The organism is Vibrio sp. 1249-1, assembly GCF_033340495.1.
In genome coordinates, this window is sequence record NZ_JAWOWJ010000375.1 from 1 (window position 1) to 800 (window position 800).

At 49.6% G+C, this 800-nt stretch carries 1 protein-coding gene; it reads right to left on the reverse strand.

Features of this window, described 5'->3' with window-relative positions:
• Positions 1-800: cystathionine beta-lyase (gene metC, locus R7Z50_RS26470; protein WP_318149609.1), on the reverse strand; the 800-nt coding region annotated here is incomplete at both ends.

Here is an 800-nt window from a genome sequence, read left to right on the forward strand (position 1 = left end):
CAAGCACTAGGGCGTTGTATCGAGCAAATCCGGCTTCTAAATCGGCGACTAAGTCTTCAACATCTTCCAAGCCTACATGAATACGAATCAGAGTGCCTTCAAAGTTCGGATTGGCGACCGTGCGTAAGCTGTTAAAGCTGCGAGGTTCGTTAGCCAAAATCAAACTCTCATAACCACCCCAAGAGTAACCCATGCTGAAGTGTTTCATGCCATCAAGCAAAGCTGTGGTCGCTTTTGGATACGAGGTTTTCAGCACAAATGAGAACAAGCCATTGCCGCCAGTAAAATCACGCTCAAAGAACTCATGACCAGGGCAAGTCTCTAGGGCAGGGTGACGAACATGATCCACTTCAGGGCGGCTTGCCAACCACTGTGCGACTTTCAAACTGTTTTCAGCGTGCTGGCGTAAGCGAACATCCAAAGTGCGAATGCCACGTAGGCCAAGGTAAGCGTCATCAGGAGAAACGCATTGACCCATCAGGTAGCTTTGTTCGCGAAGCTGATCCCAGTATTTCTCAGACGCCACTGCGGTGCCGAGCATGACGTCAGAGTGTCCAACGATGTACTTTGTCGCCGCTTGAATAGAAATGTCCACGCCATGCTCGAAAGGTGAGAAGTTCACGCCTGCGCCCCACGTGTTATCGAGCATCACAATGATATCGTGCTCGTGAGCGATGCGCGCCATGGTTGGAACGTCTTGAACTTCCATCGTGATTGACCCCGGCGATTCAAGAAACAGTATTTTGGTGTTTGGTTGAATCAAATCACGAATGTTTTCGCCGATCATCGGATCGTAGTAA